The sequence below is a fragment of the Microtetraspora sp. NBRC 16547 genome (assembly GCF_030268965.1).
GTDB lineage: Bacteria > Actinomycetota > Actinomycetes > Streptosporangiales > Streptosporangiaceae > Microtetraspora.
The window spans coordinates 136,855-156,536 of record NZ_BSSE01000002.1; the positions used below are offsets into that span (position 1 = coordinate 136,855).

General features: G+C 71.5%; 19 protein-coding genes. 11 read left to right on the forward strand and 8 right to left on the reverse strand.

From position 1 onward, the window contains the following. Positions 1-163 precede the first annotated feature (163 nt). The gene (locus QSK17_RS03350; protein WP_285702874.1) at positions 164-523 is read left to right on the forward strand and encodes a four-helix bundle copper-binding protein; all 360 of its coding nucleotides are present in this window, start codon (positions 164-166) and stop codon (positions 521-523) included. Positions 524-759: 236 nt separating this feature from the next. Here QSK17_RS03350 and QSK17_RS03355 read toward each other — a convergent pair whose 3' ends face one another. Beyond that, positions 760-1,161 carry a TIGR03668 family PPOX class F420-dependent oxidoreductase gene (locus QSK17_RS03355; RefSeq protein ID WP_285702875.1) on the reverse strand — a complete coding sequence of 134 codons (402 nt, stop codon included), beginning with the start codon at positions 1,159-1,161 and terminating at the stop codon, positions 760-762. A 27-nt stretch (positions 1,162-1,188) separates the two neighbouring features. Next, the gene (locus tag QSK17_RS03360) at positions 1,189-2,274 is read right to left on the reverse strand and encodes a glycoside hydrolase family 18 protein (RefSeq protein WP_285702876.1); all 1,086 of its coding nucleotides are present in this window, start codon (positions 2,272-2,274) and stop codon (positions 1,189-1,191) included. 94 nt (positions 2,275-2,368) lie between these two features. Here QSK17_RS03360 and QSK17_RS03365 point away from each other — a divergent pair, with 94 nt between their 5' ends. From QSK17_RS03365 to QSK17_RS03385, 5 genes are all read left to right on the forward strand, one after another. Next, positions 2,369-3,286, forward strand: a complete 918-nt coding sequence (locus tag QSK17_RS03365; RefSeq protein ID WP_285702877.1) for an LLM class F420-dependent oxidoreductase — start codon at positions 2,369-2,371, stop codon at positions 3,284-3,286. Between the two features lie 127 nt (positions 3,287-3,413). Beyond that, entirely contained in the window at positions 3,414-4,955 is a 1,542-nt protein-coding gene (locus tag QSK17_RS03370; RefSeq protein WP_285702878.1) for a 3' terminal RNA ribose 2'-O-methyltransferase Hen1, read from the forward strand. After that, positions 4,948-7,503, forward strand: a complete 2,556-nt coding sequence (locus tag QSK17_RS03375) for a polynucleotide kinase-phosphatase (RefSeq protein ID WP_285702879.1) — start codon at positions 4,948-4,950, stop codon at positions 7,501-7,503. The genes QSK17_RS03370 and QSK17_RS03375 overlap by 8 nt, the downstream gene beginning before the upstream one ends. After that, complete coding sequence (locus QSK17_RS03380) at positions 7,500-8,210, forward strand: nucleotidyltransferase domain-containing protein (RefSeq protein WP_285702880.1); 711 nt, start codon at positions 7,500-7,502, stop codon at positions 8,208-8,210. Before QSK17_RS03375 ends, QSK17_RS03380 begins: the two co-directional genes overlap by 4 nt. Next, complete coding sequence (locus QSK17_RS03385) at positions 8,207-8,965, forward strand: nucleotidyltransferase domain-containing protein (RefSeq protein WP_285702881.1); 759 nt, start codon at positions 8,207-8,209, stop codon at positions 8,963-8,965. The genes QSK17_RS03380 and QSK17_RS03385 overlap by 4 nt, the downstream gene beginning before the upstream one ends. 64 nt (positions 8,966-9,029) lie before the next feature. Here the strand turns inward: QSK17_RS03385 and QSK17_RS03390 are convergent, their stop codons facing one another. The 3 genes from QSK17_RS03390 to QSK17_RS03400 all read right to left on the reverse strand — a co-directional run bounded on the left by QSK17_RS03390 (position 9,030) and on the right by QSK17_RS03400 (position 12,050). Beyond that, positions 9,030-10,106 carry a ParB/Srx family N-terminal domain-containing protein gene (locus tag QSK17_RS03390; RefSeq protein WP_285702882.1) on the reverse strand — a complete coding sequence of 359 codons (1,077 nt, stop codon included), beginning with the start codon at positions 10,104-10,106 and terminating at the stop codon, positions 9,030-9,032. Positions 10,107-10,584: 478 nt separating this feature from the next. Then, positions 10,585-11,769 (reverse strand): trans-sulfuration enzyme family protein, encoded by a 1,185-nt coding sequence (locus QSK17_RS03395; protein ID WP_285702883.1) that lies wholly within the window; start codon positions 11,767-11,769, stop codon positions 10,585-10,587. Beyond that, positions 11,766-12,050: a hypothetical protein gene (locus QSK17_RS03400; RefSeq protein ID WP_285702884.1), complete on the reverse strand. Its 285-nt coding sequence runs from the start codon at positions 12,048-12,050 to the stop codon at positions 11,766-11,768. Before QSK17_RS03400 ends, QSK17_RS03395 begins: the two co-directional genes overlap by 4 nt. Positions 12,051-12,296: 246 nt before the next feature. On the opposite strand from QSK17_RS03400, the gene mug reads away from it, so the two are divergent. Together mug and QSK17_RS03410 are read left to right on the forward strand one after the other, a co-directional pair. Continuing rightward, positions 12,297-12,845, forward strand: a complete 549-nt coding sequence (gene mug, locus QSK17_RS03405) for a G/U mismatch-specific DNA glycosylase (RefSeq protein ID WP_285702885.1) — start codon at positions 12,297-12,299, stop codon at positions 12,843-12,845. Positions 12,846-12,995: 150 nt separating this feature from the next. Beyond that, complete coding sequence (locus QSK17_RS03410) at positions 12,996-13,235, forward strand: hypothetical protein (protein WP_285702886.1); 240 nt, start codon at positions 12,996-12,998, stop codon at positions 13,233-13,235. A gap of 185 nt (positions 13,236-13,420) precedes the next feature. Here QSK17_RS03410 and QSK17_RS03415 read toward each other — a convergent pair whose 3' ends face one another. Then, entirely contained in the window at positions 13,421-14,383 is a 963-nt protein-coding gene (locus QSK17_RS03415; RefSeq protein ID WP_285702887.1) for a DUF5996 family protein, read from the reverse strand. A 354-nt stretch (positions 14,384-14,737) separates the two neighbouring features. Between QSK17_RS03415 and QSK17_RS03420 the strand changes: the two genes are divergently transcribed. From QSK17_RS03420 to QSK17_RS03430, 3 genes are read left to right on the forward strand one after another with little or no spacing between them, the layout of a single operon-like run. Continuing rightward, positions 14,738-16,255, forward strand: coding sequence for a serine hydrolase domain-containing protein (locus tag QSK17_RS03420; protein WP_285702888.1), 1,518 nt, complete (start codon positions 14,738-14,740; stop codon positions 16,253-16,255). Beyond that, on the forward strand, positions 16,252-17,283 hold the full coding sequence (locus QSK17_RS03425; RefSeq protein ID WP_285702889.1) for a sensor histidine kinase: 1,032 nt from the start codon (positions 16,252-16,254) through the stop codon (positions 17,281-17,283). The genes QSK17_RS03420 and QSK17_RS03425 overlap by 4 nt, the downstream gene beginning before the upstream one ends. Further along, a complete protein-coding gene (locus QSK17_RS03430) occupies positions 17,280-17,942 on the forward strand; it encodes a response regulator (RefSeq protein ID WP_285702890.1) in 663 nt (220 codons plus the stop codon). The genes QSK17_RS03425 and QSK17_RS03430 overlap by 4 nt, the downstream gene beginning before the upstream one ends. 30 nt (positions 17,943-17,972) lie before the next feature. On the opposite strand, the gene QSK17_RS03435 is transcribed toward QSK17_RS03430, so the two are convergent. Beyond that, positions 17,973-18,689, reverse strand: a complete 717-nt coding sequence (locus QSK17_RS03435) for a DUF1707 SHOCT-like domain-containing protein (protein WP_285702891.1) — start codon at positions 18,687-18,689, stop codon at positions 17,973-17,975. Positions 18,690-18,757: 68 nt separating this feature from the next. Next, positions 18,758-19,507 (reverse strand): PadR family transcriptional regulator, encoded by a 750-nt coding sequence (locus tag QSK17_RS03440; RefSeq protein WP_285702892.1) that lies wholly within the window; start codon positions 19,505-19,507, stop codon positions 18,758-18,760. Positions 19,508-19,682 lie beyond the last annotated feature (175 nt).

Genomic DNA, 19,682 nt, shown 5'->3' on the forward strand with positions numbered 1-19,682 from the left:
TCGCGCGCTATTCCGCAAAGATCGCGAAATTTATAAACCAACCGCAAACAGTGATCAAAGTAGTGAAATAGGGACATCTCGGCACCTGAGACGGGGAATCCAATCTCCTGCACGCCATCCGACGCGGCCCGGCGACCGGGCGGTCACGACCACGGGGGGAAGCATGAAGCAGGAGAAGAAGATCACGCCTGAGATGCAGAAATGCATCGACAGGTGCATGGAGGTCCACAGCATCTGCGAGCAGACCATGACGCACTGTCTCCAGCAGGGCGGCAAGCACGCCGACATGGCGATGATGGGCGCCCTGATGGACTGCTCCGACATGACCCGCATGTGCGGCGACATGATGATGCGCCAGTCGCCGATGGCCATGGACCTGGCCGCGATGTGCGCCCAGGCCGCGGACAGGTGTGCCGAGATGGCCACGAGCGTGGGCGGCGGTGACCCCATGATGAAGAAGTGCGCGGACGCGTGCCGCGAGTTCTCGCGGACGGCCCGCGCGGTGGCCCCGGCCCGCGCCTGACCTAGCGCCGTGACCGGCAAGGTTTGCCCGGAAGGAGCGGTGTCCAGGGCGGTGCATCGCAAGGCGGAGGAGGAGCTCGTAGCGGAGCAGCCGATCCCGCCGGGGGCGGAGGTGCCGTCCTGGGCGACGCGACGGGGCAAAGATTGACGGGAGGGGCTAGCCACGACACCCCGCTCCGCCGTCCGGAGCGGGGTGTCGCTCGTTCCGGGATGGGGGCCGCGTGGGTCAGGAGCGGGTCAGGAGGACGACCAGGAACGCCAGGCGGTGACCTGAATCAGGATGACGGGGCCGGTGGGCGGCCGCTCCCGATACTGGGCGTACTTCCCGGCCAGCGCGGCCAGCGCGGGGGCGCGCTCCCCGTCGTTCTCGACGATCGTGGCGTACCCGTCCGCCCGGACCCACCACAGCTCGTCCCAGTCGTCGGCGTAGTGGTCGGCCAGCACGCACACGTTCGGGTTCTCCCGGATGTCGCGGATCCGGCGCAGGTTCGTGGTGGTCTTCGGCTTGTGGTCGACGGCCGTGGCGATGGTGTCGCCGTAGAGGGCGAACGTGACGGGCACGAGATGGGGGATCCCGGCCCCGCTCACCGTGGCGAGCCTGGCCACCCGCGCATCGCCCAGCAACCGCCGTGCGTCCATATCCTCATTGAAGCAGCGGCGGAACGATCACGGCCGGGTGGCGCCCAGGATCCGGCTGACCTCGTCGCTGGGCGGGGCGCCGCGGACCGACACCCAGGCCAGGCCGTTCCGCATGCGGAAGGCGGCCAGCCGCCGCGCCTGGCCGGGGCCGAGGTCCTGCGGGGCGGCCAGCACCGGCGTGAGCCCCATCCGCTGCCAGGCCGGCCCGTCGGCCACGCCCAGCGCGTACGGGAACTGGGCATGGGCGGCCCTGGCCGCGGTCGCCAGCCGGTGCAGGTTGCCGGGCACGCCCGGCTGGAAGGGGACGAGTAGGTTGACCGCGCGGATGTCGACGCCCGCGGCGCGTACGGTGCGCAGCATGGCGCTGTCGGATGCGGAGAGGCCGGACTCCGAGGCGGGGAGGGTGAAGGTGACGGTGAGCGCGCGGCCGCTCGCCGCGGCCTCCCGCTGCAGCACGCTGAGCGCGGCAGCGCGTCGCCCGGTCGCCGCCGGATCGGTCGAGTCGCGGATCTCGAAGTCGATGACGGCGGGGGCGAAGGAGCCGATCACCCGTCGGTAGGCCGCCAGCAGACGGTCAAGGTCCGGGCAGGTGGCCGCCAGCTCGCGGGCCGAGGGCCCGCCGAACGCGAGGCCGGCGTCCCCGCCCCGCGCCCGGAGGGAACCGATGCGGTTGGCGATGGGGTTCCTGCCCTGCTCGGTGATCCCGCCCCAGCGTGGGGTGCAGCCGTCCGGCCCGGCGGCGAGGTGGCCGATGGTGTACCAGCCGGCGCCGGTGCGGCGGGCGGTCCCGGCCAGGTCGAACTCGGGATCCCGCACGGCGTCCACGAAGACGACGTAACCGGAGGGGCTGCCGCTCCGCACTGCCACCGGGACCGGCCCGGACGGCTCCGGCGTGCGCAACGCGACCGGGGATCCGGCGATCACACCCGGCCTGGGGGACGTCGCGCTCGGTTCCGGGGATGGTGCGGAGGTGGTGGCGGACCAGTCCGGGCGCACCTGCGCGGGCAGCAGGCAGAGGGCGTATCCGGTGGCGGCGATCAAGGCGGTCGCGGCCAGGGCCACCAGGGACCGCGGAGGTGTTCCAGGCTCGCGCTCCCGCCGTGCAGAATCCACCACTCACCACCCTGAGTCATTCCGTGGCTACATTGCGCGCATGATGCATGGACTTTATCAACCGCACCCGGATGGCCGGGGAGATAATGACCGGATGAAGCTGAGGATCTTCACCGAGCCGCAAGAGGGCGCCACGTACGATGATCTGCTCGCGGTGGCGCAGGCCACGGAGAGGCTGGGATTCGACGCGTTCTTCCGCTCCGACCACTACCTGCGGATCGGCGCCGGCGACCCCGGCCCCGGTTCGACGGACGCCTGGGTGACCCTCGCGGGCCTGGCCAGGGAGACGTCGCGCATCCGGCTGGGCACTCTGGTCACGCCGGTGACCTTCCGGCTCCCGGGCCCGCTCGCCATCAGCGTCGCGCAGGTCGACCAGATGAGCGGCGGCAGGGTCGAGCTCGGTCTGGGCACGGGCTGGTTCGACGCCGAGCACAGCGCCTACGGCATCCCGTTCCCGCCGGTGGGCGAGCGGTTCGAGCGGCTCGAGGAGCAGCTTGAGATCATCACCGGTCTCTGGGAAACGGCCAAGCCGTACTCGTTCGCGGGCGCGCACTACCGGGTGCAGGAGTCTCCGGCGCTTCCCAAGCCGGTCCAGCGGCCCCGGCCGCCGATCATCATCGGCGGTGGCGGCCCCCGCCGTACGCCCAGGCTGGCCGCGCGGTTCGCGGACGAGTTCAACCTGCCGTTCGGGACGCTGGACGCGACCCGGCAGGCATTCGGGCGGGTGCGCGAGGCGTGCGAGGCCGCCGGGCGGGAGTCGATGGTGTACTCCGCCGCGCAGACCGTGTGCGTGGGCAGGGACGAGGCCGAGATCGCCCGTCGCGCCGCGACGATCGGCCAGGATGTCGCGTCGTTGCGTGCGGGCGGCCTCGCCGGAACGCCCGCCGAGGTCATGGAGAAGATCGGCAGGTTCGCGGAGATCGGCGCGGAGCGGATCTACCTCCAGGTCATGGATCTGGCCGACCTCGACCACCTCGAACTGATCGCCGCAGAGGTCATGCCGCACGTGTGAGCGTCACCGAGGTCGTGCTTCGCGTGTGATCGCCGTCGGCCCCGGTCGGCGTCGGCAGAGGGCGTGGGCGTCGCGGTTCGCCGGGAATTGGGTGGAAGGTCGGGAGACCGTGCGGAATGCTTGATCCGTGCTTCTCGCGATCTCTACCGTTTCCTCCGTGACGTCCCGTCCGGCGACCGATCTCGGCTTCCTCCTGCACAAGCACCCCGAACGGGTGCAGGAGTTCGCCCAGTCGTTCGGCACGGCGCGCGTCTTCTACCCGGAGGCGACGGAGCGGCGCTGCACGGCGGCCCTGCTGCTGGACGTCGATCCGGTCCGGCTCGCGCGTTCGCGCGGCAAGACCTCGCCGGACTTCAGCCTGGGGCAGTACGTCAACGATCGACCCTACGCGGCGTCGTCGCTGCTCGCCGTGGCGCTCGCGGACGTCTTCCGGACGGCCAGGACGGGGCGCTGCGACGCCCGGCCCGAGCTGGCGGCGGGACCGATGCCCCTGGAGATCCTCCTGCCCGCGCTGCCGTGCCGCGGCGGCGCCGCGCTCGCCCACCGGCTGTTCGAGCCGCTCGGATGGGAGGTGGAGGCGACCGCCGTCCCCCTCGACGAGGGATTCCCCGAGTGGGGCGACTCCCGGTACGTACGGCTGTCGCTGCGGGGTGAGGTGCGGCTCGCCGACGCGCTCAACCAGCTGTACGTGCTGCTGCCGGTGCTGGACGACGCCAAGCACTACTGGCTGGCGGGCGACGAGGTGGACAAGCTCGTCCGCGCGGGTGAGGGCTGGCTGGCCGTGCATCCCGAGAAGGGCCTGATCACCCGGCGGTACCTCGGCCGTCGCAGGGCGCTGGAGCGGACGGCCTTCGCCCGGCTGGCCGAGCTGGGTGACGACGTCGAGGAGGCCCTGGAGCCGCCCGTGGAGGAGGAGCTCACTCCCGACCAGCCTGCCGGGTCCGGGTCCGGGTCCGGGTCCGGGTCCGGGTCTGAGCCCGCGGTCACGCCTGTGTCCGACCCCGCGACTGGGCCGGAGGGCGGTCGCGTCCCCCTCAACGTGCTGCGGAGGGACGCCGTCGTCGCCGTTCTCGAGGAACTCGGCGCGCGTACGGTGATCGACCTCGGGTGCGGGTCCGGCCAACTGCTCTCCGCGCTGCTGGTCCGGCCGTCCTTCGCCAGGATCGCGGGCACCGACGTGTCCACGCAGGCGCTCGCCATCGCCGCGCGCAAGCTCAAGCTGGACCGGATGCCGGACGCGAAACGGGCCCGCCTGGAGCTGTTCCAGGGCGCGCTGACCTACGCCGACCCACGGTTCGCGGGGTACGACGCCGCGGTTCTCATGGAGGTGATCGAGCACGTCGATCCGCCCCGGCTGCGCGCGCTGGAACGGGTCGTCTTCGGTACGGCCAAGCCCGCGCACGTCGTCGTGACCACGCCCAACTCGGAGTACAACGTGCGCTACGACTTCCTGGGCGAAGCCCATGGCAGGGGCCGGGCGATGCGCCACCCGGACCACCGGTTCGAGTGGACCCGGGCCGAGTTCGCCGCCTGGGCCTCGGCGGTGGCAGGCCGGTACGGATATCACGTCGCGCTCAGGCCGGTGGGGGAGGACGACTCGGAGATCGGGCCGCCCACCCAGATGGCGGTGTTCAGCGTGACGGCGGAGAGGAGCGAGGGCGATGGTTGAGGTCAAGGTTCCGGAGGCCGGGCTGGTGGTGCTCGTCGGCGTCTCCGGGAGCGGGAAGTCGACCTTCGCGTCCCGGCACTTCGCGCCCACGCAGGTGATCTCGTCGGACTTCTGCCGGGGCCTGGTCTCCGACGACGAGAACGACCAGTCCGCCACGCCGGACGCGTTCGACGTGCTGCACTACATCGTCGGGACCCGTCTGCGGCGCGGCCTTCTCACGGTCGTGGACGCCACCAACGTGCAGTGGGACGCCCGCAAGAAGCTGATCGAGCTGGCCAGGAGCCATGACGTGCTCGCCGACGCCATCGTGCTCGACGTCGCGGAGCGGGTGGCCGTCGAGCGCAACGCCGTACGGCCGGACCGGAACTTCGGGCCGCGCGTGATCACCCGGCAGAGCAAGGAGCTGCGCCGCTCGCTTGGCCGGATGTCCAAGGACGGCTTCCGCCGCGTCCACGTCCTGCGCGGGGACGAGATCGACGAGGCGGTGATCTCTTACGAGAAGTCGTGGACCGACAAGACGGAGCTGACCGGTCCGTTCGACATCATCGGCGACGTGCACGGATGCCGGTCGGAGCTGGAGACGCTGCTGCGCTCCCTCGGCTGGGAGGTCACCCCCGGGGGCGCGGTCCACCCCGAGGGACGTACGGCCGTGTTCGTCGGCGACCTGGTCGACCGCGGCCCCGACACCCCGGGCGTGCTGCGCCTCGTCATGGGCATGGTCGCGGCCGGGACCGCCCTCTGCGTGTCCGGGAACCACGAGCAGAAGCTCGTCCGCGCGCTCAACGGGCGCAAGGTCAGGGTCGCGCACGGCCTCAAGGAGTCCCTGGAGCAGCTCGCCGCCGAGCCGGAGGAGTTCCAGCGGGAGGCCAGGGCGTTCATGGACGGCCTCATCAGCCACTACCGGCTCGACGGAGGACGGCTCGTCGTCGCGCACGCCGGACTCAAGGAGGCCTACCACGGGCGGGCCAGCGGCCGCGTGCGCGCGTTCGCGCTGTACGGCGACACGACGGGGGAGACCGACGAGTACGGCCTGCCCGTCCGCTACCCGTGGGCGGAGGAGTACCGGGGCCACGCGATGGTGGTCTACGGCCACACGCCGGTCCCCAAGCCGGAGTGGATCAACAACACGATCTGCCTGGACACCGGGGTCGTCTTCGGCGGGAAGCTGACCGCCCTGCGCTACCCCGAGCGCGAGCTGGTCTCCGTGCCGGCGGAGCGGGTCTGGTACGAGTCGGTCCGGCCGCTCGGGGCGCCGGCCGGCCGTGACCCGGGCGCGCTGCGGATCGGCGACGTCACCGGAACCCGGTACGTGGACACGCGGCTCGGTGGCCGGATCAAGGTCAGGGAGGAGAACGCCGCCGCCGCTCTGGAGATCATGAGCCGGTTCGCGGTGGACCCCCACTGGCTGGTCTACCTGCCGCCGACCATGGCGCCGCCGGAGACGTCCACACTCGACGGCTTCCTGGAGCATCCGGCGGAGGCGTTCGAGGAGTTCGCCCAGGCGGGTGTCACCCGCGTCGTGTGCGAGGAGAAGCACATGGGGTCGCGGGCGATAGCCGTACTGGCCCGGACCCCCGAGGTAGCGGCCAAGCGGTTCGGGGTCACCGACGGGAGCGCGGGCGCGGTCTACACGCGCACCGGTCGGCCGTTCTTCGGCGACGGCCGGATGGGCGAGCTGGTCGACCGGCTGCGCGAGGAGGTGCGTCCGCTCTGGGACGAGCTGGTCTCGGACTGGGTGGTGCTCGACTGCGAGCTGCTGCCCTGGTCGGCGAAGGCGGAGGAGCTGATCCGCGGCCAGTACGCCTCGGTCGGGGCGGCGGCGCGGGCCGCGCTGCCGGACGCGGTCGCGGCGCTCTCGGCGGCGGCGGGGCGCGGCCTGGACGTCGGCGACCTGCTTGAGCGCACCCGGCGCCGCCAGGACAACGCCGCCCGCTTCCGCGACGCGTACGCGCGATACTGCTGGCCGGTGTCCGGCCTCGACGGTGTACGGCTCGCGCCGTTCCAGATCCTCGCGTGCGAGGGGCGGGCGACGGCCGTGAGCGAGCCGCACTCCTGGCATCTGGACGTGCTGTCGCGGGTGTCCTCCGAGACCTCCGCGTCTTTGCGCGCGCCCGAGTCCGGCGCGTCTTTGCGCGTGCCTGAGTCCGGCGCGACTGGGCTGATCGCGCCGACCCGGCACGCGTTCGTGTCGCTGGACTCCGAGCAGGAGCGGGCGAACGCGATCGAGTGGTGGTCGGAGCTGACCGCCGCGGGTGGCGAGGGCATGGTGGTGAAACCGGTGGACCACACGCCCGGCCGGATCCAGCCAGGGATCAAGGTCCGCGGCCGCGAGTACCTCCGGATCATCTACGGGCCGGACTACACCGAGTCCCTGGACGTGTTGCGGCGCCGGTTCCTCGGCAGGAAGCGCTCGCTGGCGCTGCGGGAGCACGCGCTCGGACTGGAGGCGCTCACCCGTCTCGCCGAGGGCGAACCGCTGTGGCGCGTCCACGAGCCGGTCTTCGCCGTACTGGCCCTGGAGTCCGAGCCCGTGGACCCGCGCCTGTGACGTCCTCGGGGGAGCGGTCGGGGCCGGGGGCAGGGGGAGCCGCGACGGGCGTCGAGGACCTGGTGCCCCGGCACATCGTCCTGTCCGTGGTCGTCGGTTCGCGCGCGTACGGCCTGGCCACCGCGGACAGCGACGTGGATCGGCGGGGCGTCTTCGTGCCGCCCACGCCCATGTTCTGGCGCCTGGACAAGCCGCCCACCCACGTGGAGGGGCCGCGCCCCGAGGAGTTCTCCTGGGAGGTCGAGCGGTTCTGCGTGCTCGCGCTCGGGGCCAATCCCACGGTCCTGGAGTGCCTCTGGTCGCCGCTCGTCGAGCACGTCACCGAAACCGGCGCGCGGCTGCGCGCGATCAGGCAGGCGTTTCTCTCGGTCCGGGCCGAGGAGACCTTCCTCCGGTACGCCGACGCCCAGTTCCGCCGGCTCAGCCCGGAACGGCCGAAATGGAAGCAGGTCATGCACATGATCAGGCTGCTGATCAGCGGCCGCCACCTGGTGCGCGCGGGCGAACCGCTGCTGGACATGTCCGAGCACCGGGACCGGCTGCTCGCCGTCCGCCGCGGCGAGGTGCCCTGGCCCGAGGTGGTGCGGTGGCGCGCCGACCTGGTCGCGGGCCTCTCCGGAGGCGGCGGCCCCGCCGCGCTGCCCGCCGAGCCGGACCGGGCCGCGGTCGAGGCGTTCCTGATCGACGTGCGGAGGAGCGCGCTGTGACCGCCGTCCCTCCCGCCTGGCTCGCCGACGTCTGCGCCGACGAGCCCTATCCGCTGCTCTTCGCGACCGTCAGCGGCGCCCACCTGTACGGCTTCCCCTCGCGTGACTCGGACGTGGACCTGCGCGGGATGCACGCGCTCCCGGCCGAGGAGGTGGTCGGCCTGCGGACCGGCGAGGAGACGATCTCCCGGTCGTGGGAACGCGACGGCGTCGAGGTCGATCTCGTCACCCACGACCTGCTCAAGTTCTGCCGCCTCCTGCTGACCAGGAACGGCTACGTGCTGGAGCAGCTCCTGTCGCCGCTGGTGGTGGCGTCGTCAGCCGTCCACGAGGAGCTGGTCGCGCTCGCGCCCGCCTGCCTGACCCGGCACCACGCGCACCACTACCTCGGCTTCGCCCGGACCCAGTGGCGGCTCTTCGAGCGCACCGGCGAGCTCAAACCCCTGCTCTACACCTTCCGGGTGCTGCTGACCGGTGCGCATCTCATGCGCACCGGCCGGGTCGTCGCCGATCTGACCCGCCTGCTGCCGTACGGCCCGCCGTACCTGCCGGAGCTAGTGGAGGCCAAGCGCGGGGCCGAGCACGGCGCGCTGCCCGGGGACGGCCCGGGCCGTGAGCGGCTCGCCCGGGACGTGCTCGAGCTGACGGCGGCCCTGGAGGAGGCGAGGGAGGCGTCGGCGCTGCCGGACGCCCCCACCGCGGGCGCGGCCGTACACGATCTCGTGGTCCGCGTACGGCTCGGCCGGGCGGGGTGACCGCGGGAAGGGGTGGGGAGGGGCAGCCCATCTCCTCCAGGGCGCGTGGCGTGTCCCGGAGGCCTCAGCGCAGGTTGTGGACCCGCTTGTACTCCAGCGTGTAGGCCAGCTTGCCGGGCTTGGCGTCGGAGTACGGCTTGCTCAGCTTGTCGAACTCGCCCTTGTCGGCGGCCTTGCCGCCGTTCCACCGGTCCAGCGCGCCGAGCTCGGCGGCGGTGAAGCCGTTGTCGACGGTGGTGTTCTTGGGCAACGCGGTCATCGTCTCCGTCAGCGCCTTGACGGTGGCCAGGTAGCTGCCGTGGTCGTTCTGGTTCCAGTTGGCCAGGTTGATCGGCTTGGCGTCGCGGGCCCAGCTGCCCCAGTAGAACTCCTGGAACGGCAGCCCGTTCTGCGAGTAGCCGATGTCGCGGCCGAAGTAGAGCAGGCTGCGGTACTTGTCGTCGGCGAAGTTGGCCAGCCCCACGCCGGTCGGCAACTTGTTCACGGTGACCGGCTTGCCGTTGGGGTCACGCAGCCACACCCACTTGTGCGCCCGCATCTGGTTCCAGAAGTCCTGACGGGTGAGGGTGCTCAGGTTGGCCTGTACCCGCAGCCGCACGTGCAGGCCGGCACCGCCATCGGGGGTCTCGATGAAGGAGGTGAGCGTGTGGTGCCCATCGGTGAGGAACGGCTCGCCACCGGGACCGATGACGACGGTCTTCATGGCGGCGATGCTGTCCGCCGTCTCCGCGCCGACCGCGAGCTGACACGTGAACGAGGACGGGTCGTCCAGCCGCGCGCCGGGCGACACCGACGCCGCCGCTACCCGGCCATCGGCCTCGCACCAGTCGTCGAACTTCTTGTTGATCGCGTCCTTGCCGAGGGTGTAGCGGCCGAGCTTGTAGTACACCTCGTCAAAACCCAGTGACGGCTGGGTTGGGTGCACGTCACCGATGCGGACATCGAGCAGGTCACCGGGCTCAGCACACAGGTACTGCGCGAACGGCGTGCTGCGATTGTCGTGGTGGCAGAACGACGGCCGGGTACCCGGCGCACCGGGTGCGGCGAGTGCGACCGGCGCCACGGCGGCACCGGCCCCGACGGAGACGGCGAGGGCCGCCCCAAGCACGGAGGCTCGGCGGTACGGAGATCTGAAGCGCATGACACGTGCTCCTCGTCGGCAATGCGTATGTCGACGGTGAGAGTGCCGGTAGCGGACCAACACGCGAGATCATGATCCTGACATCCAGGAGAACCAGGGACGAACATCGTTCATCCTGGGGGATTTGTGGGCACACTCTCGGTCGCACCGGCCTGTATCACCGGTTCGACGGGCGGCGACGACATGCGCAAGCTGCCCGCGCTCCTGGAGGAGCAGTGAGCGGGCAGCGGATCCCGGGAATCGCGGGATATCGCAACGAGGCGGAAGCATCGGCCTGCGTACCGTTCACCGGGGCAGCCGCCCGGACCTCGTCGCAACCAATGACGGGAAGCTCGGCGTCCAGCAAGAGATCTACGCCCTGCTCATCACCTACCAGATCCTGCGGACGGCGATAGCAGACGCCACCGCCGCCCTTGAGATCAAAGTACCTACCCTAAGGAGCGCGATGCTCGGCCTGCCGCTGCGGTGGTGTCTGGGGTCAGGCGGGGTCGAGGGCTTGGGCGAGGTCGGCGATGAGGTCGTCGGCGTCTTCCAGGCCGATGGACAGGCGGATCATGCTGTCGGCGATGCCGCGCTTGGCGCGCTCGTCGGAGGGGAGGCCGTGGTGGGTGGTGGTGATCGGCTGGGTGATGAGGCTTTCCACGCCGCCGAGGCTGGGGGCGATGGCGAACAGGCGTAGCCGGTCCACGACCGCGGCGGTCTGCTCGGCGGTGGCGTCCAGGACGGCGCTGAGCATGCCGCCGCCTGCGCGCATCTGGGCGTCCACGATCTGCTTGGCTGTCCCGGTGGCCAGGCCCGGGTAGTGCACGCGGCTGATGCGCGGATGCGTGGTCAGGAAGGAGGCGACGGCGGCCGCGGTGGCGTTCTGCGCTCGCACCCGTACAGGCAGGGACCGGATGGAGCGGGCCAGCAGGGAGGCGGTCTCCGGGGCGATCATCTGGCCGAGGTTCTTGCGCCACATCGCCACAGGAGCCAGCAGGTCGGCCCGGCCGATCAGGGCGCCGGCGGTCAGGTCGGAGTGGCCGCCCAGGTATTTGGTAGCGGAGTGGATGACCAGGTCCGCGCCGTGTTGGAGCGGGTTCTGGTTGACCGGGGTGGCGAAGGTGTTGTCCACCACCGTCAGGGCTCCGGCCGCGCGGGCCTTCTCGGACAGCGCCGCGATGTCGAAGACTTCCAGCGTCGGGTTGGACGGCGTCTCGAAGAACACGATCCGGGTACGGTCGGTCAGTGCCTCGGGCAGGCGGGCGGCTTCGTCGGCGCGCAGGAAGGTGGTGGTGATGCCGACCTGCGGCAGGTTGGCGCCGAGCAGTTCGAAGGTGCCGCCGTAGACGTCGCCGAGGCACACGATGTGCTCGCCGGTGCGGGTGTGGGCCAGGAAGGTGGCGGCTTCGGCGGCCATGCCGGAGGAGAAGGCGAGCGCCTGCTCGCCGCCTTCCAGGTCGGCGAGCTTGGCCTCCACGGAGCGGATGGTGGGGTTGAGGCCGTAACGGGTGTAGAGGTTGCCCGGCTTGCGGCCTTCGACGACATCCAGCAGGTCGGCGGTGGAGGCGAACGCGAAAGTGGAATGGGCGTACAGCGGGGGGTGGATCGCTCCCTCGGCATCTCGGCTCTCGCCGGCGTGCACGCTGCGGGTGGACAGTCCCTGCGCGAAGGTGTCGCTCATGCCTCTCCTGACTGTTCGTCGGTTCTTGCGGACGCAGTTACGGGACGGCGGGCGCGTGAATCCGTGCTGCCGCCTTGATCAGCGCGGCCGGTGTCGTTGAGGGCGAACTCGCGCAGCGCGGTGAAGCTGCGCAGATAGCGGCAGAGCTCCAGGAACTCGCCGCGTCGCTTGCGCTTCTTGATGTGCCCGTACATCTTGTTCTTACCCAGGTTCATAGCGGCGAACAGGTGCCGTACGCCCTGGGTGCGGGTGTAGGTGGCGCGGTGACCTGTGGCGATCACGCCGTCCGTAGTGGGACCTTGATCGGCATGTCCCCACGAAACAGGGCAAACCCAAGCTGGTGCGGCACTAGTGCCCCAACCGGCAAGGTTTGCCCGGAAGGAGCGGTGTCCAGGGTGGTGCATCGCAAGGCGGAGGAGGAGGTCGTAGCGGAGCCTACGGCCGACGACGACAACGCGGCGAGGTGCCGCCCTGGGCGACGCGACGGGGCAAAGATTGACGGGCGGGGCACTAGCTAGCATCGGAGGGTGCCTCCCGTTCCGCCGCCCACGCCCGCCGATCTCGAAGCGGCGAGGGACGCCGTGATCGACGACGTGCTCGGGCCCGATCTCGACGTGCTCTTCTGCGGGATCAACCCCAGCCTCTACTCGGCGGCCACGGGACACCACTTCGCCCGGCCCGGAAACCGGTTCTGGCCCGCGCTCCACCTGTCCGGTCTCGTGCCGCGCAGGCTCGCGCCGTACGAGCAGCACCTGCTCCCCGGTTACGGCCTTGGCATCACCAACCTGGCGCCCCGGGCGACCGCACGCGCCGAGGAGCTCACGGCCGAGGAACTGCGCCAGGGCGCCGAGCGGCTCGCCCGCCTGGTCGCGGAGATCCGCCCGAGGGTCCTGGCCGTCGCCGGGGTCTCCGCGTACCGGCTCGCGTTCGGGCGGCGCAGGGCCGCGATCGGCCCGCAGGACGAGGAGATCGCGGGCAGCGAGGTGTGGGTGCTGCCCAACCCGAGCGGGCTGAACGCGCACTGGACTCTGGACGGCATCGCGGCCCAGATGCGCCTGCTGCGCCGGCCTTCCTGACCCTGCGCCGGCCAACACCCCTGCGCCGGCCTTTCTGACGCTGCGCCGGCCAACACCCCTGCGTCGGCGGTCACCCCTGTCGTCCGGCCTCCGATGTTGATCCCGTACCGGATCCTCGCGTCTCTGCCCGGCATACAGGCTGAGGGGGAGATGACAGATCCGCTGGGTCGGCGCGGGCAGGCGCTCAGCTATCAGGAGGAAATAGAGCCGGGCCTGTTCACCCAGGTTCGGACCGTGGTCGATCCCAGCACCGGCCTGCTTCTTGCCCAGGTGAGGACGAACACAACCACGCTCGCGAACGGGCGGCAGGCGGAGCTTCGTGTCTCCACCTCGTACCAGGTGGTCGACTGGACCGACGAACGCCCAGAACTGCCCGCGCGCCGGGACTGAACCACTCGTCAGCAGGCACGCGTGCCCGCCGCGGCCGGTGCCCGGGGCACTGACCGGTTGTCTGGGAACTCAAACATGCGGAGCGACGCGGGCGGGGAGGGGCCGTGTGAACGGCTCATGCGGCTTGGGCTGACACTGTCCGATGCCCCTGTCACCTCTGCTCAGGGAGGTGACAGGGGCTTTCGTCATGCCGGGCGTTGCGGCGGGGCCTGACCTTCAGCGCGCAGCGCGACCGGATCGGTGACGCCTCCGGGGCAGTAGGTGGTCGCGACGTCCCATCCGGCCCGCCGGGCGCCCGCCTCGTACGCGCTGCGGAGGAAGTCGAGCACGGTCCCGCGCGGGTCGGCGGCGGCGCGGGCGTCCGCGTAGGTCAGGATCGCCAGGTGGCTGCCCCGCAGCGGCATCCACCGCGCCTCGGGCGGGCGGAGCGGCTCCTGCTCCAGGCCCGGCGGCTCCGGCGCGGTGTAGGAGTAGAAGGCCGGTTCGGGCAGGTTCGGGTCGCCGAACCAGAATCCCGCGCTGATCACCTCTCGTGAGTACGCCTCACGGGTCACCACGTCGACCTCCGGCCCCTCGTCCACGCGGCGCTCGGAGAATCGGGTGACCGCGATGTCGAAGGTGTGCCAGAAATGGTGGACCGGGCTGATCTTCCCGGAGAAGTCCGCCGAGAAGCGTTCGAGCACCTGCGCGACCTGGCTGAGGACCTGCCAGTAGCGGGTGACCATGGTCGTGTCGTAGGCCCGGTGGACGGTGTCCTCGGCGAAGGGGATGTGGTCCTCAAGATCGAACGGCGTCGCTCGGATGGACACGTCGATGCCGAGCCGGTCCAACTCGCCGAACAGCTCGTGGTAGAACGACGCGACCGAATGGCCGGGCATCGAGAACGAGGCGGTGCGGCCGTCGATCGTGTTCACCACGAGTCTGTGGTCGACGAAGTCGAAGTCGATGGCGAACACGGGGGAGTCGCCCAGCCCGCCCATCGGGCGCGTGGTGACGCCCCGCCCGGTCAGGTGGAAGGGGACGTTCCACCAGTGGTTGCGGCGGACGCCCGCGGCCAGCCGTATCTTGCCCACGATCTGGGCGAACCTGTGGACCGTCGCCTTGCTGTCGGCCCAGGCCTCCAGCGGGATGTCCGGGAAGATCTCCATGGGGCGCACTCCTTCACCCGGTTAAACCACACTCGGGGCATCCCCTGGAGTGTGCCACGGCAAGGCCATCGCAGGGGACCGCGATGTTCTACTGCTGTGGGTTTCCGCCTCGTGCCGGTGACCGGGCGGGGGGAGTTGGTGCGAAACGACCGATCTTCATCGCATGTTCGCGCTGTTGACGGGCTGCATTTCGGGGCGCTTGGCAGTGCGGCCGTAGCCGGAGGAGTGGCCTTGGATACGGCGGAGCTTCGGGAGCCCTGGGCCGTCAGCGGCGCGGGATCCTACTTTCGTCAGGGGTGGTTGTGGCGGATCGCCAGATCTTTCGGAGGCTGCCGATTTCTAGTGTCTCCTTCCGTGAATCGGAAGCTCATCACCTTTGCCCGGCGGACCGGCCTGGCTGTGTCTCTCGCCGTGTCTCTCGCCGTGTCCCCCTTGACCTTGTCCCTCGCCGTGGCCCCCACCGCGGCCACCGCCGTATCTCGGCCGGTCTCGGCGGCCGTGCCCTCCGACGGTGAGCCGTCCCCGGCCGCCATCGACGCCTACCTCGCCAAGGCCATGGAATCCATGGCTCTGCCCGGGATGTCCGTCGTCGTGACCCACAACGGGAAGATCGTGCACGCCGCCGGGTACGGGCACGATTCGGCGGGCGAGCCCGTCACCGAGAACACCCCGATGCGCGTCGCCTCGGTCAGCAAGTCGTTCACCGCCATGGCCGTCATGACCCTGGTCGACGACGGCAGGCTCTCGCTGGACGAGCCGGTAGCCGAGCAACTGCCCGAGTTCCGCCTGGCCGACCCGCGCGCCCGCGGCATCACGCTGCGGCACCTGCTGAACCAGACCTCGGGCCTCTCCGACGGCACCGTCGACATCCGCGCGGCGGAGTCCGCGACGACCCTCGCCGGCTACGTGGCCGCGCTGCGCGGCGGCACCCTGGCCGCCGCCCCCGGCACCCGCTGGGCGTACTGCAACGTCAACTACGAGGTGGCCGCCCGGCTGGTCGAGGTCGCGGGCGGCATGAGCTTCGGCGAGTACATGAAGCAGCGGGTCTTCGGGCCGCTCGGCATGACCGGCAGCGCCGTCGGCGATCAGGAGATCACGCCGTCCAAGGGGTTCAACTCGTTGTTCGGGGCGTGGGTGCCGCGGCCGGAGCTGCGCGACTTCCTCTACGGCGGCGGCGCGGGCGGCGTCGTCACCGACGCGGCCGACATGGGCAAGTGGCTGATCAGCCAGACCGGCGACGGCACCCAACTGGTGCAGCCGGACAGCCTGAAGACCATGCACACCTCCTCCGGCGTACGCGACTACGGCATGGGCTGGGGCCGGGAGACGGTGGACGGCGCCGACCTGCTCGTGCACTCGGGCAACCTGTTCACGTACACCGCCGTGGAGGCGATCGCCCCGGACACGGGGTACGGCTTCGCCGTCATGACCAACGGCGCCGGCCTCTACGACGACGTCTACGACGTGCTCACCGGGCTCGTGGCGATGAGCCGGGGCGGGACTCCGGAGGTGCCGGGCGGCAGTCGGCAGCAGGTCGAACTGGTCCTGGGGCTGATCGCGCTGGCCGCGGCGGGGCTGGGGGTGCTCGGCGTGCTGCGGTCGCGCCGCTGGGCGAGTCGGCGCATGGGGAGTCCCGCCTGGCGGGTCGGGCTCCGCCTGGTCCCGGCGCTGCTGCCGGTGCTGCTGTTCGCGCTGTACCGGGATCTGATCTCGTTCCTGATGAACGGCCGGACCGTCACGTGGGAGCAGCTCACCTACTCCGCCGCGCCCATGACGATCACCTTCGCCGTCGCGGCCGCGGCGGGCGCGGCCACCGTCGTGACGCGGCTGCTCAGACTGCGCGAATCGCGATCGGTAGTCTCATCGCGGTGAGAAACCGTGTGATCCTGGCGGTGATCGCCGAGATCAGCGTCGTCAACGGGCTGCGCCTCGACGACGTCCCGCCGTGGCGGCAGCTTCTGTTCGCCGTGCTGGCCGTCGCCGCCTACCTCCATGGACGTCACCTGCCCGAACGGCGCGACTGGCTGCTGCTTGCCGTCGCCGCGACGCCCGGGGCGGTCTTCGTCGTGCTGGACTTCTGGGAGGGCGTCACGGCACTGATGGCCCTCGGCCTCTTCGTGGTGCTGCCGTGGCTCGCCGGACGCTTCCGGCGGCAGCAGGCCGAACTGGTGCTGGCGGGCCGGGAACGGGTGGCCCGGCTCGAACGCGAGCAGGAGCTGATCGCCGAACGCGCCCGGCTCCGGGAACGCGCCCGCATCGCCGCCGACATGCACGACTCGCTCGGTCACGAACTGGCGCTGATCGCGCTGCGCGCCGGAGCGCTGGAACTCGCCGCCGACATGACCGAGCCGAACCGGGAGGCGGTGGCACGACTGCGGGCGTCCGCGGTCACCGCGACCGACCGGCTCCGCCGTACGGTCGGAGTGCTGCGGGAGACCGGCGCCGCCCCCGCGGACGTGACCGGAGGGGCGGGCGACGTGGCGAGCCGGACGCCGACTCAGCCGCCGGACGAGACCGTCGAGGCACTGGTGGATCGCGCGCGAGACGCCGGGATGGCGGTCGAGTTCCGGCACGACGGGGAGCCGGCGGCGCTGCCTCCCCTGGTGGACAGGGCCGTCCACCGGGTGGTGCAGGAGTCGCTGACCAACGCCGCCCGGCACGCGCCCGGCGCGGACGTGCTCGTCCATGTCGAGCGGTCCGCCCAGGCGGTCGCGGTCACGGTGCGCAACTCCGCGGCTCGCGACGAGCCCGGGCCGTCCGGCGGCGGCAGCGGCCTAGCGGGTCTGCGCGAGCGGGTACGGCTGCTCGGCGGCACGCTGCGCGCGGGACCGCACGAGGGCGGATTCGCCGTGACGGCACGGTTTCCAAGCGGCCAGGGAGAAAGCGAGGTGAGCCGGTGATCCGGGTGGTGCTGGCCGACGACGAGCCCATGATCCGGGTGGGGGTGCGGTCGATCCTGACCACGGACCCGGAGATCGAAGTGGTCGCCGAGGCCGCGGACGGGCGCGAGGCGGTCGAGCTGGTGCGCGCGCACCGGCCCGACATCGCGATGCTCGACATCCGCATGCCCCGGCTCGACGGGCTGTCCGCCGTCGCCGAGCTGCGCGCCGCCGTACCCGACGTCGCGATCATCGTGCTGACCACGTTCGACGAGGACGAGTACGTCTCCCGAGCGCTCGCCGAGGGCGCCGCCGGTTTCCTGCTCAAGGCCGCCGACCCGCGCGAGCTGATCATCGGGGTGCGGGCGGTCGCCGACGGCGCGGCGTACCTGTCGCCGAGGATCGCGCAGAAGGTCATCGCACGCCTGGGCGGCGGCCGGCTCTCCAGGGCGGACACCGCGCGCAGGCACGCGGAGACGCTGACGCCGCGCGAGCGCGAGGTGCTCGCCCTCGTCGGCCGGGGCCTGTCCAACCAGGACATCGGCCGCGAGCTCTTCCTCTCGGAGGGCACCGTCAAGTCCCACGTCAGCGCGATCCTGCTCCGGCTCGGTCTGAACAACCGCGTCCAGGCCGCGATCGTCGCCTACGAGGCCGGCCTGGCACACGCCGACCCGGGCTGACCGCCGCGACGATCAAGCGACCTGATCGGTTCAGGATCGGCCGCTGTGCCGGTGCTGCCGGGGATAGCGGCGGTGGTGGGCGAAGCCGAGCACGGCCATCGCGATCCAGGCGAAGAAGAGCAGCTTGAGCGCGGCGAACAGCGGCCAGGTCACCCCGGACACCAGCGCCGCGGTGACGAGGCCCGCGACGATCAGGAAGGCGACCGGCGGCGGGCCGCCGCGGCGCCTGCCGTATGGTCCGCGTCGTGCCTCGGCCGCGTGGCGGCTCCACAGGAAGGGGCCGTGGCCCCACGGGCCGGGCCTGTGCCCCGGTCCACGGGCCGCCCACGGGGCGAGGCCGGGGCCGCCCAGGGTCCACGGGCGGTGGCCGGTCCCGGCGTCCCGCGGGCCGTGTTCCGGCTGGTCGGCGGCCCAGGGAAGGTGACCCGCCCCGCCGGGGCGCCCCCGGTGGCCGGGAGCCCAGCGGGCTCCCTCCTGTCCGCCGCCCGGCTCCCGGCCGTACCCGCCGGGCAGGTCGGCGGTCACCCGGCGCAGGTCGCCCTCGGTTTTCGCGGCGAGCGTGGCGTCGAGGCGCTCGTCCAGCTCCTCGCGGGTGATGCGGCCCTGGGCGAACGCGTCGTGCAGCGCTCCGGTCACCTCGTCGCGCTCGCGGTCCCCGATGCGGAGTCCGTCACGCGGTGCCGGCTCCGGCTGGGACGTCGAAGGCCTTTCCGGCCGCGAAGAAGACGGCTGCTCGGAGAAAGACATGTCGATCACCTCACCTCGTCGTGCGGGAAACCCGCGGTGCGGTCCTGGGAGGAAGGGGACACCGCGCGTCACTCGTCCTCGGTGTCGCCGTCGGCCAGGATGTGGTAGAGCTTGCGGCGGGTCTCGACGAGCACCTGCCTGGCCTTGCTGACCTGGCTCTCGCTGCCGCTGTGCGCGATCTGGAACAGCGCCGAGGCGGCCTGGCGGGACAGGTCGAACAGCTCGTGCACGTCCTCCCCGATGTCCGGCGTCATCTCCTCCCAGGGAGCCCGGACCTCGTCCTGGTGCTCGGCGATGTAGGCCAGCCCGGCCTCGGTCAGGCGGAACGTCTTGCGCCCTTCGGCCTCGTCGGCGCGGACCAGGCCCTCGTCGGTGAGCTGCTGGAGCGCGGGGTAGACCGCGCCGGGGCTGGGCTTCCAGCCGCCCTGGCTGCGCTGGGCGATCTCCTGGATGATCTGGTACCCGTTGCGGGGCTCCTCCGCGAGCAGGGCGAGGATCGCGGCGCGGACGTCGCCGCGCTTGGCCTTGCGCCCCCGGCCGAAGCCGCGCCCGCCGAACGGGAAGCCCGGGCCGCCGAAGGGGCCGCCGGGACCGAAGCCGCCGCCGAAGGGGCCGCGCCCCCACGGTCCTCCGCGGTGCCGGCGCTCGTGCGCCCCTCCCTCGTCGTGCGGGCCGTGGTGGCCGTGCGGCGCTCCGCCGTGGTGGCCGGGGTTCCAGGTCGCGGCGCCGTGGCGCGCGGCCTCGCGGAGGGCTTCCCGCATCCCGTGGCCGATGTGGTGGAGGGCCCATGGCCCCCTCATCGCATGCGTGTGGTTCACGTTCGTCTCCTGACGTTCTTTCGATTGTTCTTCGATGCTTCAACGATATATCGAGAACATTACTGGAGCAATCCCTTAAATGCGACAGGCCGGTCCCGGGTGGGGGGGCGAAGTGGATCGACCCGGCGGGGCGAGGTCGCTATGCTGACACCATCTAAACGATTTTGGTGGTGTT